The organism is Escherichia sp. E10V10, from assembly GCF_004211985.1.
Classification (GTDB): Bacteria; Pseudomonadota; Gammaproteobacteria; order Enterobacterales; family Enterobacteriaceae; genus Escherichia.
On record NZ_RHJO01000001.1, the window covers coordinates 317213 to 333161 of the forward strand.

General features: G+C 50.2%; 14 protein-coding genes. 3 read left to right on the forward strand and 11 right to left on the reverse strand.

Going from position 1 to position 15949, the window contains the following annotated elements; all coding sequences use genetic code 11:
• The first annotated feature begins 17 nt into the window (after positions 1–17).
• Both bcr and D9736_RS01415 read left to right on the forward strand, forming a co-directional pair.
• A complete protein-coding gene (gene bcr / locus D9736_RS01405; protein ID WP_000213385.1) occupies positions 18–1208 on the forward strand; it encodes a multidrug efflux MFS transporter Bcr in 1191 nt (396 codons plus the stop codon).
• Positions 1209–1540: 332 nt separating this feature from the next.
• Positions 1541–1885 carry a YejG family protein gene (locus tag D9736_RS01415; protein WP_064526789.1) on the forward strand — a complete coding sequence of 115 codons (345 nt, stop codon included), beginning with the start codon at positions 1541–1543 and terminating at the stop codon, positions 1883–1885.
• 3 nt (positions 1886–1888) lie between these two features.
• Here D9736_RS01415 and yejF read toward each other — a convergent pair whose 3' ends face one another.
• From yejF to yeiP, 10 genes are all read right to left on the reverse strand, one after another.
• Positions 1889–3478: a microcin C ABC transporter ATP-binding protein YejF gene (gene yejF / locus D9736_RS01420; protein ID WP_130257507.1), complete on the reverse strand. Its 1590-nt coding sequence runs from the start codon at positions 3476–3478 to the stop codon at positions 1889–1891.
• A gap of 1 nt (position 3479) precedes the next feature.
• Entirely contained in the window at positions 3480–4505 is a 1026-nt protein-coding gene (locus tag D9736_RS01425) for an ABC transporter permease (RefSeq protein ID WP_130217098.1), read from the reverse strand.
• A complete protein-coding gene (locus D9736_RS01430; protein ID WP_000501604.1) occupies positions 4505–5599 on the reverse strand; it encodes a microcin C ABC transporter permease YejB in 1095 nt (364 codons plus the stop codon). The genes D9736_RS01425 and D9736_RS01430 overlap by 1 nt, the downstream gene beginning before the upstream one ends.
• The gene (locus tag D9736_RS01435) at positions 5600–7414 is read right to left on the reverse strand and encodes an extracellular solute-binding protein (RefSeq protein WP_130207106.1); all 1815 of its coding nucleotides are present in this window, start codon (positions 7412–7414) and stop codon (positions 5600–5602) included.
• An 81-nt stretch (positions 7415–7495) separates the two neighbouring features.
• Positions 7496–9052: a cyclic di-GMP phosphodiesterase gene (locus D9736_RS01440; RefSeq protein ID WP_130257508.1), complete on the reverse strand. Its 1557-nt coding sequence runs from the start codon at positions 9050–9052 to the stop codon at positions 7496–7498.
• Positions 9053–9234: 182 nt separating this feature from the next.
• Positions 9235–9801, reverse strand: coding sequence for a bifunctional murein DD-endopeptidase/murein LD-carboxypeptidase (mepS, locus tag D9736_RS01445; protein ID WP_000241011.1), 567 nt, complete (start codon positions 9799–9801; stop codon positions 9235–9237).
• 421 nt (positions 9802–10222) lie between these two features.
• Positions 10223–10927 (reverse strand): Kdo(2)-lipid A phosphotransferase, encoded by a 705-nt coding sequence (gene lpxT / locus D9736_RS01450; RefSeq protein ID WP_130257509.1) that lies wholly within the window; start codon positions 10925–10927, stop codon positions 10223–10225.
• 38 nt (positions 10928–10965) lie between these two features.
• Entirely contained in the window at positions 10966–11952 is a 987-nt protein-coding gene (yeiR, locus tag D9736_RS01455) for a zinc-binding GTPase YeiR (protein WP_130257510.1), read from the reverse strand.
• Positions 11953–12070: 118 nt separating this feature from the next.
• The gene (locus tag D9736_RS01460; protein WP_130257511.1) at positions 12071–13537 is read right to left on the reverse strand and encodes a mannitol dehydrogenase family protein; all 1467 of its coding nucleotides are present in this window, start codon (positions 13535–13537) and stop codon (positions 12071–12073) included.
• 221 nt (positions 13538–13758) lie between these two features.
• Positions 13759–14331 (reverse strand): elongation factor P-like protein YeiP, encoded by a 573-nt coding sequence (gene yeiP, locus D9736_RS01465; RefSeq protein ID WP_001136827.1) that lies wholly within the window; start codon positions 14329–14331, stop codon positions 13759–13761.
• Positions 14332–14485: 154 nt separating this feature from the next.
• On the opposite strand from yeiP, the gene D9736_RS01470 reads away from it, so the two are divergent.
• A complete protein-coding gene (locus tag D9736_RS01470; RefSeq protein WP_064526801.1) occupies positions 14486–14740 on the forward strand; it encodes a YkgJ family cysteine cluster protein in 255 nt (84 codons plus the stop codon).
• On the opposite strand, the gene setB is transcribed toward D9736_RS01470, so the two are convergent.
• Entirely contained in the window at positions 14737–15918 is a 1182-nt protein-coding gene (setB, locus tag D9736_RS01475; protein WP_130221884.1) for a sugar efflux transporter SetB, read from the reverse strand. The genes D9736_RS01470 and setB overlap by 4 nt on opposite strands.
• Positions 15919–15949 lie beyond the last annotated feature (31 nt).

The window sequence follows — 15949 nt, forward strand, 5'->3', positions numbered from 1 at the left end:
TTATTCAGGAGCCCGTTGTGACCACTCGACAGCATTCGTCGTTTGCTATTGTCTTTATCCTTGGCCTTTTGGCCATGTTAATGCCGCTGTCGATTGATATGTATCTGCCCGCGCTGCCAGTGATTTCAGCGCAGTTTGGTGTGCCAGCGGGCAGCACGCAGATGACCCTGAGTACTTATATTCTGGGTTTTGCGTTGGGGCAGTTAATCTACGGGCCGATGGCGGATAGCTTCGGGCGCAAGCCGGTTGTCCTCGGTGGTACGCTGGTGTTTGCCGCGGCGGCGGTGGCGTGCGCGCTGGCGCAAACCATCGATCAGCTGATTGTGATGCGTTTCTTCCACGGTCTGGCTGCGGCTGCGGCCAGCGTGGTTATCAACGCTTTGATGCGCGATATCTACCCGAAAGAAGAGTTCTCGCGGATGATGTCGTTTGTCATGCTGGTGACCACCATTGCACCGTTGATGGCACCGATTGTTGGCGGTTGGGTGCTGGTGTGGTTGAGCTGGCATTACATCTTCTGGATCCTCGCTGTGGCGGCAATTCTGGCTTCGGCAATGATCTTCTTCCTGATCAAAGAAACGTTACCGCCGGAGCGTCGCCAACCGTTCCACATTCGTACCACTATCGGTAACTTTGCTGCGCTGTTCCGCCATAAGCGTGTCCTGAGTTATATGCTGGCCAGTGGTTTCAGCTTTGCCGGGATGTTCTCGTTCTTAAGCGCCGGACCGTTTGTCTACATTGAAATCAACCACGTTGCGCCGGAAAACTTTGGTTATTACTTTGCGCTAAACATTGTTTTCCTGTTCGTGATGACCATCTTTAACAGCCGTTTCGTTCGCCGTATTGGCGCGTTAAATATGTTCCGCTCGGGGTTATGGATACAATTTATTATGGCGGCGTGGATGGTTATCAGCGCGCTACTGGGGCTGGGATTCTGGTCGCTGGTGGTTGGCGTTGCGGCGTTTGTGGGCTGCGTATCGATGGTGTCTTCTAACGCGATGGCGGTCATTCTGGATGAGTTCCCCCATATGGCGGGAACTGCGTCGTCGCTGGCAGGAACCTTCCGTTTTGGTATTGGCGCCATTGTTGGTGCACTGCTTTCGCTGGCGACGTTTAACTCTGCATGGCCAATGATCTGGTCCATTGCTTTCTGTGCGACCAGTTCCATTCTCTTCTGTCTTTACGCCAGTCGACCGAAAAAACGGTGATCTATTGCACAACGGGGAAGCTAAAAGGCTTCCTTTGTTGATGCATGTCAACCGCAAATCTATCATTCCCCCGATATATGTTTATTTTATGTAAACTCAATTTATGTAAAAAGTCACATCATTGTAGTTAAAAAGGTTGAGTTAGATCGCAGAAACGGGTACATATAGCCCCGCAAACGTGACCACGCCCGCAGATATCATTTAAATCAGAACAATAGCGGCCACGCAGGCGAGGCATCAATCTTTACGATCTGTTGAAGGACAGATTGTTGATGATGTGTTAAAATTAATGTAAATAAATTGTGAAGTAAATGTGCTTCCGGGGAAAATAAGTGACTTCATTACAACTCTCAATCGTCCATCGACTGCCGCAGAACTATCGTTGGTCTGCTGGTTTCGCAGGTTCGAAAGTTGAACCGATTCCGCAAAATGGACAGTGCGGCGACAACAGCCTGGTGGCGCTTAAATTACTTAGCCCTGATGGCGATAACGCATGGTCGGTGATGTACAAACTCAGCCAGGCATTAAGCGATATTGAAGTTCCGTGCTCTGTTCTCGAGTGCGAAGGTGAGCCATGTCTCTTTGTGAATCGTCAGGACGAGTTTGCGGCGACGTGTCGACTGAAAAATTTTGGTGTAGCCATAGCCGAACCTTTCTCAAACTACAATCCATTTTAAGCGTCAGCTCAACGCCAGTAGCTGACGCGTATACTCCTGCTGCGGTGCGGCAAACACGCGCGCGCACGGTCCTTGTTCCACCACTTCTCCCTGTCGCAGCACGATAACCTGATGACACAACGCGCGGACAACGTGCAAATCATGGCTGATAAACAAATAGGCCAGTTGATGCTTTTGTTGCAATGATTTCAATAGCGTCAATATTTGCGCCTGTACCGTTTTGTCGAGCGATGATGTTGGTTCATCAAGAATGATCAGCGAAGGCTTAAGAATCAATGCCCTGGCAATCGCAATACGTTGCCGCTGACCACCCGAGAACTCCGCCGGATAACGGTGGCGCGTTTCAGGATCTAACCCCACTTCATGCATCACGGCTATCACTTGTTGTTCGCGTTGCACGGCAGAGAGCGTCGGCTGGTGAACCCGTAAGCCTTCCTCAATAATCTGCAACACATTGAGTCGTGGGTTGAGCGAGGAGTTTGGATCCTGAAATACCACCTGAATGCGATGGCGAATAGGTAACAGCTGGCGGCGATTTAAATTTTGCAATGGCTGACCGTCAAAGACGATGCTGCCCTGAGAGGTAATCAGTCGCAGCAGCGCCAGCCCCGTTGTGCTTTTGCCGGAACCGGACTCGCCCACTAAACCCAGCGTTTCACCCGCCCGCAGCGTAAAACTGATATTTTTGACGACCACATTATGATCGACGACGCGCTTCAGGATCCCTTTGCGAATGGGGAGGGCGACCTGAAGCTGTTCAACATCAAGCAACGTTGAGGACGGTTCTGGCAACGGCACCGGGTCGCCTGACGGTTCGCTGTTGAGTAGCTTTTGCGTATAAGGATGTTCAGGGGAGGCAAAGAGCGTAACGGCGTTATTTTGCTCCACACAGCGACCGTTTTGCATTACCGCCACACGGTGGGCCAGTTTTCTGACAATACTGAGGTTATGAGTAATAAACAGCATACCCATATTCAGCTCGCCTTGCAGTTCGCGCAACAGCTGCAAAATCTGCGCCTGGACAGAGACGTCCAGTGCGGTGGTTGGTTCATCGGCAATTAATAATTCCGGTCGCGTTAACAGCGCCATCGCAATCATCACCCGCTGGCGTTCGCCGCCGGAGAGCTGATGCGGGTAATCTGTCAGCCGTTTTGCCGCCTGACGGATACCGACGCGATCAAGGCAGTTAAGAATTTCGCCACGAGCCGCCTCCCGACGCATTCCTCGGTGGAGTGAAAGCACTTCATAAAGCTGTTTTTCCAGTGTATGCAATGGATTTAATGACACCATCGGCTCCTGGAAAATCATGGCAATCTTATTTCCCCGCACGCCACGCAATGTTTGCTCGTTGGCATGAAGCAGCGATTCTCCATGAAAACGGATATCGCCAGAGAGATATTCAACCGGCGGGGAAGGGAGCAGACGTAAAATTGACAGCGCGGTAACGCTTTTGCCAGAACCTGACTCACCCACCAGCGCCAGCGTTTCGCCAGCCTCAATCTGTAGTGAAACATCATTCACTACGGTACGAACAGTTTGCTGATGGCGAAAACTCACCGACAAATTTTCAATCGCTAACAGAGTTTGCGTCATGCTACACCGCCTTATTAGGATCAAATGCGTCGCGGACGGCTTCACCAATAAAGATCAGCAAAGACAACAATATCGCCACCGACAAGAAGGCAGTGATCCCAAGCCACGGAGCCTGAAGGTTATTTTTCCCTTGTAGCAGCAGTTCGCCGAGTGATGGTGAACCGAGCGGCAGACCGAAGCCGAGGAAATCGAGCGAGGTCAGGGTGGTTATCGAACTACATAAAATAAACGGTAAAAAGGTGAGGGTCGCGACCATGGCATTAGGCAACATATGACGCAGGATAATACTGCGATCGCTGACGCCAAGCGCCTGCGCCGCGCGGATGTAGTCGAAATTACGGGTACGTAAAAACTCCGCCCGCACCACGCCGACCAGACTCATCCAGCCAAACAAGACAGTAATTGCCAGCAGCCACCAGAAGTTAGGCTGTACGACGCTGGAAAGCAGAATAATCAAAAATAGCGTCGGCATCCCCGACCATACTTCAATAAAGCGTTGCCCCCAGAGATCGACTTTACCGCCGTAATAGCCTTGTAGCGCCCCCGCCAGCACGCCCATCACGCTGGAGCAGAGTGTCAACATCAGGCCAAACAGAACAGAGATCCGCGTGCCATACAGAATGCGTGCCAGCACATCGCCACCGTTGGCATCCGTTCCCAGCCAGTTTTGCCGGGAAGGTGGGGAGGGGAAGGGCTTGTCGGTGGAAAAGTTGATACTGGTAGCGCCAAAGCGAATCGGCGCCCACAGTACCCAGCCTTTATCTTCCAGCCGTTGTTTCAGCCACGGGTCCTGATAATCAGCCTGACTTGCCAGCGGGCCGCCAAAATCACTCTCACTGTAGTTTTTCAGCAACGGGAAATACCAGCTGCCGTCATAACGTACCAGCAATGGCTTATCGTTGGCGATCAGTTCAGAACACAAACTCAAACCAAACAAGATGAGGAAAATCCATAACGACCAGTAGCCGCGACGATTATGACGAAAACGCGCCCAACGGGCCTGATTGACGGGGCTGAGTCGCGACATTAGCGTCCCTCAAAATCAATACGAGGATCGACCAGCGTATAGCTGATATCGCTGACAATATTCAGCAGCAGGCCAATCAGGGTGAAAATGTACAGGGTGCCAAACATCACCGGATAATCGCGCGAGACAGTCGCTTCGTAGCCCAGTAAACCGAGGCCATTGAGCGAAAACATCACCTCAATCAGCAGCGAGCCGGTGAAAAACATGCTGATAAAAGTCGCCGGAAAACCGGCAATCACCAGCAGCATGGCGTTGCGGAACACATGTTTCCAGAGAATATTTTTCTCACTTACCCCTTTCGCACGCGCGGTCACCACGTATTGCTTACGCACTTCATCAAGGAATGAGTTTTTTGTCAGCATGGTCAGCGCCGCAAAGCCACCAATCACTGTCGCCAGCACCGGCAGCGTGATATGCCACAGATAATCGGTGATTTTCTGATACCACGGCAGCGAATCAAAGTTAGCGGAAACCAGGCCGCGTAGAGGGAACAGGTCGAAATAGCTGCCGCCCGCGAAGAAGACAATCAGCAGGATGGCGAACAAAAAGGCTGGAATGGCGTAGCCGATGATGATAAATGCGCTACTCCAGACGTCAAAGCGGCTGCCGTTATAAACGGCTTTGCGAATACCCAGCGGAATCGACACCAGATAGATAATCAGCGTGCTCCACAATCCTAGGGTGATGGAAACAGGCAGACTGTCTTTAATCAGCGTCAGCACCGAAGCGCTGCGAAACAGGCTGTCGCCAAAATCAAAGCGAATGTAGTCCCAAAGCATTTTGAAGTAACGTTCGTGGATCGGCTTATCGAAACCGTAGCGATGGGTGATCTCAGCGATCACTTCTGGATCTAACCCGCGTCCGCCACGGTAATTACTGTCGCTGATATTGCCGACGCCCGTTTGCGCATGGCTGGCACGAACGCCTTCACCGCCTGCGCCGGGTAATACTCCGGCATTACCAAACTCAATGGCGGCGATGGCCTGGTCGACGGGACCTCCAGGCGCAATTTGCACGATGAAAAAGTTGATGGTGATAATCGCCCATAATGTTGGGATCACCAGCAACAGACGGCGAATCAGGTAAGCGCCCATCTACTCTCCCTGTTTGCTCGCGGACGGCAGTTTGGCCGCTTTATTGACGTCATACCACCAGGTATCGATACCGAGGCTATAGATGGGGCGCACGGCCGGCTGGGAGAATTTATCCCACCAGGCGAGACGGTCTTCCGCCATGTACCACATCGGCAACATGTAATAATTCCACGTTAATACGCGATCCAGGGCGCGCCCCAGAGGCAGTAATTTTTCTTTATTTCCCTGCGCGGCAATAATTTGGTTAATTAGCGAGTCGATAACCGGGCTTTGCACGCCGGGGGCATTATAAGTGGAGTTGATATATTCCGATGACCAGGAAATCTGTAAATCGGAACTGGGCCACGGCATCGCCCGCCACACGCGCGGCATCATGTCATAGTCGCGGCTGCGCATTCGGTTGGTGATTTGCGAGTTATCCACCTTGCGAATGTCCATGTTGATACCCAGCCGTTGCAAGCTATGTTGGAACGGCAATACCCACTGACTATTGCTGCTTGCAGGAAGCAATAATTCAAAGCTGAGTGGCTGGCCTGTGGTGGCATTAACGCGCTGCTGACCTTTCAGCACCCAGCCTGCATCGTTGAGAAGTTTGTCGGCTTTTAACAGGTTGTCACGGTCGTAGCCATCGCCTTTGGACACTGGTGGCTGGTAGATTTGCGTGAACACTTCTGGCGGTAGATCTTTTTTCATTGGCGCCAGAAGCACCAGCTCAGCGGCGTCGGGGTAATTTCTGGCGGCGTATTCGGTATTCTGAAAATAACTGTTCGTGCGACTCCAGGCATTGTAAAACAACGCCTTATTCATCCATTCAAAGTCAAAGGCGAGGGTGATGGCTTCCCGGACCCGGCGATCGCTGAATACCGGTCGTTGAATATTAAACGCCAGCCAGCGCGTATCCTGGGCTGATTCGTTCTTTTGCTCATCTTTGATAATGTATTTTTTATCGAAATTCTTACCGGTATAGCGCGTGGCCCAGTTTTTGGCGTCGTTTTCCATGCGTAAATCAAAGGCGCCAGCTTTAAACGCTTCGAAGGCAACATTATCGTCGAGGTAATAATCATAGCGAATGGTATCGAAATTCCAGCGACCACGATTTACCGGTAAATCGGCCGCCCAGTAATCTTTCACGCGGGAATAGACAATATTTTGCCCCATTTTCCAGGATGTAATGCGGTACGGACCACTGGCAAGCGGAGGCGTAGAGAGCGGGTCGCTAAGTTTATGATCCTTCCAGTACTTTTCTGGAAATACCGGCAGCGAAAACAGACTCAGCATATCTTCTTTGCCTGGTTTGGCTAATTCAATACGCACGGTTAATGGCGCAATGGCTTTGACCGTAGTGCCTTTGTATACCAGGCGAAACTGTGGCACGCCCTCGGTCATAAATTTTTGAAAAGTAAACTCAACGTCGCGTGCGGTAATCGGCGAACCATCATGAAAACGGGCGCGCGGATTGATAGCGACTTCTACCCAGGAATAATCGTCAGCATAGCGTGCGCTTTCGGCAATCAGCGGATAATAACTGCCGGGTTCGTCATCGGAAGTGGTAAATAGCGTGTCGTACAGTTGCTCGGTGCGTGCGCCGGGGTTTCCGCGTAGTGCATAGCGGTTAAAATTATCGAAGGTACCAATGGAGGATAACGTTATTTGCCCGCCCTTCGGCGCAGCAGGATTCACATAATCAAAATGGTTGAAATTAAAAGCATACCGGGGTTCTCCCAGCACCGCAAAGGCATAGCTTTCCTTGATAGCTTGCGCCTGCGCACCGAAGGTGAACAGGGTGATAAACAGCAGCAGTATGCGCACAATCATCTGCAACGGATTTCCTTTTACTCATCATTAGCCGCAATCCGGCATGCTTCAACTATGAATAATAAGGGACACAAGCACACCTTACCACTGCGGCGTATGCGGTTTCTCCAGCCAGCGGACAAAATCATCTATCGGTAAGGGACGGCTAATCCAATAGCCTTGCAGGAAATTAACACCGCGCTCACGTAGCCAGCGCGCCTGTTCCGGTGTTTCGACACCTTCAGCAACCGTCAGCATATTGAGACGTTTCGCCAGCGTGAGCACCGCGTCAAGCACCGGAGATGTGACCGTTTCCGTACCTATAGCATTGATAAATCCACGGTCAATTTTCAGATACTCGAGTGTGAAGCGTTCCAGATAGATAAGCGCGCTGTGTCCGGTGCCGAAGTCATCAATAGCAATTTCCACGCCGACAGAGTGCAGCCAGGCGAACAGTTTTGTGGCTTCATGCTCTTTCAGCATATCGCGTTCGGTTATCTCCAGTACAATCTGGAAATGGTGCGCGGGTAGGGAGGCGAGCAGCCGATGTATATCCGCTTTAAAGCTCTCGCTGTGCAGATGTTCCGGTGCGATATTAATGCCAAACTTTATGCCCACCGGCAGTACGTTTTGTAATTCAGCCGCATCACGGGCTATAAGCTCAAACAGATGCTGGGTTAGCGGCACGATCATCTTTTGCGATTCGGCATATTGAATGAAGGCATCCGGCGGGATTTCACCTGCAACAGGGTGACGCCAGCGTAGCAGCACTTCCAGGCCCGTGACCCGCAGCGTTGGTGTATCAATCACCGGCTGATACACCAGGTAAAATTGCTCACGTTTGATGGCAGCCATAATTTCTCTGCCAGGGCGCATACGCACACTCATCAGGTAATAGCAGAGCAGGCCAACGACAGTTCCACTCATACCGCCCAGTAAAAACGCATACCACACATCGTTCCATGTCCAGTCATCAGCATAAAGACGCACAGTCAGCGGAATGCCTGTTATTTTGGTTTCGCGTACTGGTTTGCCGGATAACTCACGGACGTTCATCAAATGCGACGAAAATGTCGAAAGCACGGTATCGCCAATAATGAGTGCGATTCCGTCGAAATCTTGCTGACGAGAGCTATAGAGAAGATATGGCGTCAGGTGCAGGTTTAATGCTGCAAAAACGCCGCTATTTTTCAATAAAGGGTTGCGATACCAGATGACGATAGCGGGTTTGTTGGGCACCATTGGCGTGCCAGGCAACATCGCCATATCGACGTCTTTGTTAATATCGAGCGCCGGGATCAACTCATTGAGCGGTATATCCATCTCCCCCGTCGCTGATGAACAAAAGCTCTTTTTATCTTTCACCAGCACAAATGTGCGAACATTCATGCTAAACGCCGCGCGGGCAGTTAGTTCAGGGTTAGCCTGCTGACAGGTATCTAAGGTGAGCGGCTGTAGGCGGTCAGTGGTTAATTTCAGGTCGGCGAAGTAGGTATCGAGATACTTTTGTACGTCGGTAATCAGTGTATCGTATTTGACTTCGTGTTTATGCCAGGCAACCAAAAACTGAAGACAGCTGACCAGTATTGCAATCATCACGCCCGCAATAATGCAGGTAAGCAGGATCTTACGTCCGGAAGAGGGAGCGCGTATGAACATGGTTCCGTTAATATTCCCGAGATTACGACAACGCTGAAGTGAAAGAGAATGACGGGACTATAGCCTGGTTCAAGGCACGGAAACATCATTTTCTATGATGAATGAAAACAAAAAAGCACTGCTTAAGCAGTGCCTTCAGTTAACTCGTCAGGATAGCCAAGGGATTGCATCCAAACGGTTTATTAGCTGCGGCTAAGAACCCGACGTGCTTCGTTGTAACGCTTTTTCCAGTACGGCTCATTCATGCTGGAAATAATAACACCACTGCTGGTGGAAGCATGAACGAACTGATTGTTGCCGATATAAATACCGACATGGCGTCCAGTTGAACCGGCACGGAACAGAACTAAGTCACCCGTACGCAAATTACTGCGGGAAACTGACTTGCCCATTTCCTGCTGTTCATAAGTTGAACGAGGAAGTTCTAAGCCAAATTGTTCGCGGAATGTACGCTGTACGAAACCAGAACAATCGATACCTTTTTTAGTGCTGCCACCCAGACGATAACGTACGCCTTTCCAGTCAGCATACTGATCCATAATTCGCGATTTTACGTCGACATTACGAACCAGATTTTCAAATTCATCCTGAGAAGCTTGCAGTGATGATGTTTCACTACCCACTGCACGTGTCTCAGGATGCATATTCTTTGCGGTGTTATTTGCACTACATGCAGAAAGCAGAACCGCTACTGCAATCGCGGGAATCCCGCGCAAGATATATCTCAAAATCGGTTGAGATTTGACCATGTTGTTTGTTTTCCCTTGAAGTCCTTAACGACAAATATCGTTATAAAAAAATGCCAAGCGACACGAGACTAATTACCTGGGCACGTTGAAACAATTCCTTAAGGCCAAATCTGTGGACTAACGCACAAAATTATATGCTGTGAGGATAATCTACCGCCGAGGCAAAACGTGTTCGAGATTACCCGATTGACGCGGTCTTGGCGAGCGGTTTTACATGATTTTTTATAAGAAAAAGTGATACAGAAAGTTAATAAACGGGATTGGTCAATTAAAGTACTATTGTCTAAAAGATGCGCAATCCATTCATTTGCTTAGAGAATGATCATTTCACTTAATGAACGAGAGCAAAGTCGCACATCATCAGGATTATCCCTACTATGAAAATAAACCTGATGATGTTAATTACTGTGAGTTATTTGTTTTATGAATGTTTATTTTTTCCAGGCAGTGATTTGTCAAAAAAGGCGATTAATTGATCACTTAAAGGTGTCATTAGCCACCAGGGCAACCCAATCAATATCACCGTCATGGAACCGACAATGATATCGGTAAACCAATGTGCGCCAATCATCACTCTGGGAAATGCAAAAACCACAAATATAATAAGGGCGATTACTCCTGCGACTTTTCCGAAATATCGCCACATAAAAGCGGAAAAAATAAGCAGCATCATGCCATGATCGCCGGGAAAACTATCTCGTGAGGCATCTTTCGTTGGAACAGATAGCAGTTCGCTGACGCGGTTAATATCTGTAAAGGTCAATGTCGGACTGGCCCGTTTTACCGGAATAAATGCCTGGCCCAACTGGTTTAATACCACTGCGGTTAACAGCATGACCAGACCAATAATCACAATACGCCGTCTGCCGGGGGCGTTTTCTTTCAGCCAGAAACTCAGCATCAGTATTCCCATCGCCAGCAGTGAACAACCGTCGAAGGCGCGATTATTAGTCAACGCAACCAGCCATAAAAAAGTCTTGCTTTCGACCAGTTTCTGATTAAAAAAATAAAAAATATCCGCGTCAATCGGCAACCAGAATCCGTGATTGGCGGGAATGTACCAGGAAAGAAACAGCGCGAGGCCGACAATATTTAACAGCACTATTTGCGGCAAATTTTTGATCATATTTTCTCTAATTATCTTACTGAAAAACGCAGGCAACCTTACGCGTTGGTCGCTAAACGAAGCTTCAACAGCGCGCTCTGTAAGGCGTTCCAGTCAGTTTCGTTGCTGGAAATCAGCTCAATGCGGCTATCTGGCGGTGCAACGTTTTGCGTTTCAATGTGCAGGTCATCGCCCTGACGGTTGATGCGCACAAGACCTTCTGGTATCCGCATCACGCCTTTTACGCGTCCGACCGGTGCAAGTCGCGCCCATTCCAGAATGCCAATGGTGTCGAACACGGTATCAGCGTCGAATATCCAACCGCAGGCCTGGTGTCCTTGTCCGCTATTCAGACTGCGACGCCAGCGTTGATGCTCTGGCAGGCTTAATGCCGCTAATCCTTTTTTCTCGTTATGTTGATGCGAATGGGCAGCGCTGGCGGGCAACTCAGTTAAATTTCGACGAGGTAAATCCAGAAGATGACCTTCAATTTGCCCATGATCGCTGTGAATTAATTGCCGTTCGCCACCGTTTTGTTGCCACCAGCGTTGTAACGCTTGCTCGCTTTCTGGCGTAGCACGGTCGGATTTATTGGCGACAATGATGTCTGCGGCAGCCAGTTGATCACGGAAGTTTTCATTACCGACGCTTTTTTCGTCCAGCAGCAGGCGCGGATCGAGAATGCACAACGTGGCGCGCAGATCGATCCACGGTTCATAGACCGGCGCGGTTAACAGATCGAGGATCTGTTTCGGATGACCCAGTCCGGTCGGCTCTATCAGCAAGCGGTCTGGTTTTCCCTGGCGCAGTAAGGTATTCAACCCTACCTGCATGGGTAAACCATTAACGCAGCACATGCAGCCGCCGGGGATCTCTTTCAGCAATGCGCCGCTATCGGCGAGCAAAGCACCATCAATTCCAACTTCCCCAAATTCATTAACCAGAACCGCCCATTTTTCGTTGGGATCTTTGTGGGCTAGCAGATGAAGAATAGAGGTTGTTTTCCCGCTGCCGAGAAAACCGGTGATGAGGTTGGTCCTGGTCACAACGGCTCCGCAATAATCAGATGAGTTAACTGTGCGTTAATCCTGGCTAAAAAAGGCGGAAAAGAGAAGAGAGAGGGCGGACGAAGCGATGCTCCATCCGCTTTAACCGCAGAAATCGTTAAATTTTGAGGGTGTTTAATAGCGCCTGATGCGCGCCGAACTGCGCGATTTGTTGCCAGGCTTGTTCGATGGCCTGCACAAAATGCGGGTTATCTGGTAGGTCATCACCGAATACTTCACGCAAAGAAAGCAGGGCGGTGACGCGTTGTTCACTGCTACTGCCCGCAACGAGGTTGTGAATTTTATCGTAAAGCGGATCGCGGACATCGATAGCTTTTCCGGCATCATCTACGCCGCTCACATAGCGCATCCAACCTGCGACGCCTAATGCCAGTAACGGCCAGTTTGTTTCGCGAGCCAGATGGATGTGAATCCCTGCCAACATGCGTTGCGGTAATTTTTGACTGCCATCCATCGCGATTTGCCAGGTCTTATGTTTCAGCGCTGGATTGGCAAAACGTTCAATTAACGTATCCGCATAGTATGTTAAATCGACATCTTTAATCCGTAGCGTTGGCGCTTGCTCATCCAACATTAATGTTCTGGCGGCATGGCGAAATGCGCGGTCCTGCATGCAATCACTAATATGGGCGAATCCAGCCAGGTAGCCCAGATAAGCGAGAAAAGAGTGGCTGCCATTAAGCATGCGCAGTTTCATCTCTTCCCACGGCAGGACATCATCCACCATTTGTACACCTGCGATTTCCCAGGCCGGGCGCCCTGCGACGAAGTTATCTTCCACCACCCACTGGATAAACGGCTCGCAGCTAATGGCACAGGGATCATTCACGCCCAGATATTGGCTAATTTCTGCCAGTGATTCTTCCGTTGCTGCCGGGACAATGCGGTCGACCATGGTTCCCGGAAAGCTGACGTGTTCTTTTATCCACTCGGCAAGTTCTGGAGAGCGTTTTTCAGCCATCCCCAGCACCGCATTTTTCACCACATGACCATTGTCGGGAATATTATCGCAGGAAAGTACGGTAAACGGCGCAAGGCCACGTTCACGACGGCGTTTCAGCGCTTCGACAAGAATGCCTGGCGCGGAGTGAGGTTCTTCCGGGCTTTGTAAGTCATGAATAATCCGCGAATTATTGGTATCAAGCGCACCGGTGGCCGGGTCGATACAATAACCTTTTTCGGTAATGGTCAGGGACACAATTGCCACCTGCGGTTCGCAAAACTTCTCAATAATCGCCGCTAAGGAATCCAGTTTTGCATTCAGGCATTCATGAACGGCCCCGACAATAATCGCCTGATTGCCGTCTGCGCCTTTCTCCAACACGGTATATAAATGATCCTGTTCGCGAAGTTGGCTCATTAGCCGATCGCCGCTGAACAAACTGATTTCACAGATCCCCCAATCGCTGCTCTGGGCATTCAGCACACGGTCGGTCAGTAACGCCTGATGTGCGCGGTGAAAGGCTCCAAAGCCAAAATGAACGATACGGGATTTCAATTGCTGGCGATCGTAACGTGGAGTGTGAATGTGAGGCGGGAACGTAGTGGAGGCAATTGTGTTCATAGAAGTCACGTCTTAGTAACGATTGATTAACAACGCTAGTGTAAAGTTATATGACAGCAATTGAAATTGGTCTGGATTGTTAATGCGATGAAGTGTGAGGACGATCAATTTACAAGTGAATATTGCAGGCGAAAGGTGTTCAGGAGGCGCAAAATGAAGGATTGGTATAATAAATTAAAAAGGGACAGTCTGAGCTGTCCCTTTTCTGAATGTGGCTGAAGTTAGTCAGCACGCCCCATATAACGGCGTTCTTCGATATGGATACGAATTTTTTCGCCCGGGCTTAAGTATTCTGGTACCTGAATCACCAGGCCGGTGCTCAAGGTCGCCGGTTTGTTACGGGCACTGGCAGAAGCGCCTTTGATGCCAGGAGCGGTTTCAACGATTTCCAGATCAACGGTCTGCGGCAGTTCAAGCGCCAGCAGTTGACCGTCCCAGGTCAGAACCTGCATGTCTGGCATGCCGCCTTCCGGCATAAACAGCAGTTCTTCTTCAATCTGATCTTTGGTGAAGGTATACGGGGTATAGTCTTCTTTATCCATAAAGACATATTCGTTGCCATCGACGTAGGAGAAGTCAACGTAGCGGCGGGTCAGCGTCACGGTATCAACGATATCATCGCCTTTAAAGCGTTCTTCCACTTTCAGCCCGGTACGGACGTCTGAAAAACGCATTTTGTACAGCGTAGCGGCACCGCGGGCGGTAGGCGACTGAATATCAATATCCTTAACCAGCAGCAGTTTGCCGTTGTAATTCAGTACCATACCTTTTTTAATTTCGTTCGCTCTTGGCATCGAAAAATTCCTGTTGTCGAAAATGTCAAAAATATCGCGACAAACTACTCGCGACGGGCCTTTCAGGCAAGTGCTATTCGCACTTTTGCTGGTGCCAAAAAGGTGGTAATGTGCGCGCTCCTCAATCCGGTGGTTAACCTTAAGAGAACAACGTATGGAATGCCGTCCGGGTTGCGGGGCGTGTTGCACCGCCCCCTCAATCTCCAGTCCTATTCCCGGTATGCCAGATGGCAAGCCCGCCAATACGCCCTGCATTCAGCTTGATGAACAGCAACGCTGTAAAATTTTCACATCTCCACTACGGCCGAAAGTTTGCGCAGGCTTGCAGGCCAGTGCTGAAATGTGCGGTAACACGCGTCAGCAGGCCATGACCTGGCTTATCGATCTGGAAATGTTGACCGCGCCTTAAACATCTTTAATCCGCAGTAAGCAAAACAGGGTGGCGATAATCATCACCATCGCAAACCAGAACACCGCGTGATAATTCCAGATCTCGGCGACGATGCCCGCCACTGAACCTGCGATGATCCAGCCTACGCGCGAAGTGTTGGTATAGAGCGTGGTGGCTGAACCTGCCTGACCGGGCATCAAATCCTGAAAATAGAGCATCCCGATACCGCCCAGAATGCCGATAAAAATAGCATTTAGCAGCTGCAAGCCCAACAGAATGACAGGTGAATGCGCCATCAGCATTCCTGCGTAAAAACAGACGCCACCCACGGCGGCAACGCGCATTAAGAAGCGCTTACCCAGACGTTTGGCAAAATATCCGGCAATCAACATCGTCGGGATTTCCAGCCCGGCGGCGGTCCCCATCATCACACCGGCCAGTTTCTCGGGAAGATGCAGTTCGTTGATAATAAATAGCGGCATGTTGATGATGTACAGGCTGTTCGAGCCCCACATCAATGTACAAATGACAAACAGCAACAGCGTATCGCGACGGTTACGGCGCGGCGCTTCAACCGTGCCGGTCGCCAACGGAAGCTCTTTTTGCATCGACGGTAAAAACAGCCACACCATCACGCCGCAAACAATAAACGCTACCGCTGCGCTCAGATACATTACCGTAAAGCTGAAACCCATCGCTAAGGCATAAGCCAGCGGCGGGCCAATGACCCATGCCAGTGAAACCTGAGCGCGTAAAAAAGAGCTGAACATCACCGCCTCACGTCCGGTTTTGTCGGCATGTTCACGAGCAAGAGCAAACATTTGCGGGTTGGCGGTAGAGCCAAAGCTGCTAAGAAAGACGCCAACGAATAGCAAAACAAAGTAATTGCGATTCCAGGCAAAAAGGGTACAGGCCAGCATGCCTAACAGGCAGCAAAAGACAATCAGTGATTTACGATCGCCGCGTTTATCAGAGCGTCCGGCGAGAAACTGACTGACCAGAATTCCGATAACGGCGCTGCCGGTAAAGAAGAATCCCACCATCGCCGGGCGCGCGTGCACTTCATCAGTGAGGAAAATACTTAGCGTCGGGGTTTGCAGGGCGCCTGCAATACCGGTGAGAAAGGCAACAATTAAAAACGCCGCTGACGTCAGGTCAAACGATTTCGCGCTGGAAACTGCGGGGGAGTTATGCATGCTGGTCGATCAGTGAAAGATGAAGACGCGG

Bases quoted from the DNA above. Each gene is read 5' to 3' on its own strand.
- yejF (WP_130257507.1), bottom strand. From the start codon at position 3,478: ATGACGCAAACTCTGTTAGCGATTGAAAATTTGTCGGTGAGTTTTCGC.
- D9736_RS01425 (WP_130217098.1), bottom strand. From the start codon at position 4,505: ATGTCGCGACTCAGCCCCGTCAATCAGGCCCGTTGGGCGCGTTTTCGT.
- D9736_RS01430 (WP_000501604.1), bottom strand. From the start codon at position 5,599: ATGGGCGCTTACCTGATTCGCCGTCTGTTGCTGGTGATCCCAACATTA.
- D9736_RS01435 (WP_130207106.1), bottom strand. From the start codon at position 7,414: ATGATTGTGCGCATACTGCTGCTGTTTATCACCCTGTTCACCTTCGGT.
- D9736_RS01440 (WP_130257508.1), bottom strand. From the start codon at position 9,052: ATGTTCATACGCGCTCCCTCTTCCGGACGTAAGATCCTGCTTACCTGC.
- mepS (WP_000241011.1), bottom strand. From the start codon at position 9,801: ATGGTCAAATCTCAACCGATTTTGAGATATATCTTGCGCGGGATTCCC.
- lpxT (WP_130257509.1), bottom strand. From the start codon at position 10,927: ATGATCAAAAATTTGCCGCAAATAGTGCTGTTAAATATTGTCGGCCTC.
- D9736_RS01460 (WP_130257511.1), bottom strand. From the start codon at position 13,537: ATGAACACAATTGCCTCCACTACGTTCCCGCCTCACATTCACACTCCA.
- yeiP (WP_001136827.1), bottom strand. From the start codon at position 14,331: ATGCCAAGAGCGAACGAAATTAAAAAAGGTATGGTACTGAATTACAAC.
- D9736_RS01470 (WP_064526801.1), top strand. From the start codon at position 14,486: ATGGAATGCCGTCCGGGTTGCGGGGCGTGTTGCACCGCCCCCTCAATC.
- setB (WP_130221884.1), bottom strand. From the start codon at position 15,918: ATGCATAACTCCCCCGCAGTTTCCAGCGCGAAATCGTTTGACCTGACG.